At 63.7% G+C, this 719-nt stretch carries 1 protein-coding gene; it reads right to left on the minus strand.

The genetic code is table 11. The features are described 5' to 3' along the window. Positions 1-159: 159 nt before the first annotated feature. Positions 160-719: methionine adenosyltransferase domain-containing protein (locus D9R14_RS22700; RefSeq protein WP_170168717.1), on the minus strand; the 560-nt coding region annotated here is incomplete at its 5' end.

A 719-nucleotide genomic window follows, 5' to 3' on the forward strand; every position in this document is an offset into this window, starting at 1 on the left:
CGGCGAAGAACCAGCTGGTGACGCGGGGCATTGTGCCGAAGGCGACGTATGACGGCATCTCGGCGCAGATCATTGCGAAGCGTGCAGCGAAGTAGAGTCCGTCAGGCAAAGGAAAGGGCGACCCTCGCGGGTCGCCCTTTTTGTCTTGCGGATTTGGAGTTACTTGGCTGCGACTGCGGTCTGTCCGACCGAGGCCTTGAGCGCTTCGGCCTTATCGGTCTTTTCCCAGGTGAAGTCGTCTCCGATGCGGCCGAAGTGGCCGTAGGCTGCGGTCTGCTGAAACTTCGGCTTGCGCAGGTCGAGCGTCTCGATGATGCCCTTGGGTGTCAGCGAGAAGTTCTTGCGGACGGCTGCGGTCAGTTCGCTGGCGTCGACCTTGCCGGTGCCGAAGGTCTCAACGAGGACCGAGACCGGCTCGACGACGCCGATGGCGTAGGCGAGCTGTACTTCGGCGCGGTCGGCAAGGCCGGCTGCGACGATGTTCTTTGCGATGTAGCGGGCCATGTAGGCAGCCGAGCGATCCACCTTGGTGGAATCCTTGCCGCTGAAGGCGCCGCCGCCGTGACGGCCCATGCCACCGTAGGTGTCCACGATGATCTTGCGGCCGGTCAGGCCGCTGTCGCCCATGGGACCGCCGACGACGAAACGGCCTGTCGGGTTGATGTGGTACTTGGTGTCGGCGTCCAGCAGTTCTGCGGGGATCGTCGCCTGGATGACGT

Origin of the sequence: Xanthobacter tagetidis (genome assembly GCF_003667445.1) — a bacterium.
In the GTDB taxonomy this organism is placed as follows: domain Bacteria; phylum Pseudomonadota; class Alphaproteobacteria; order Rhizobiales; family Xanthobacteraceae; genus Xanthobacter; species Xanthobacter tagetidis.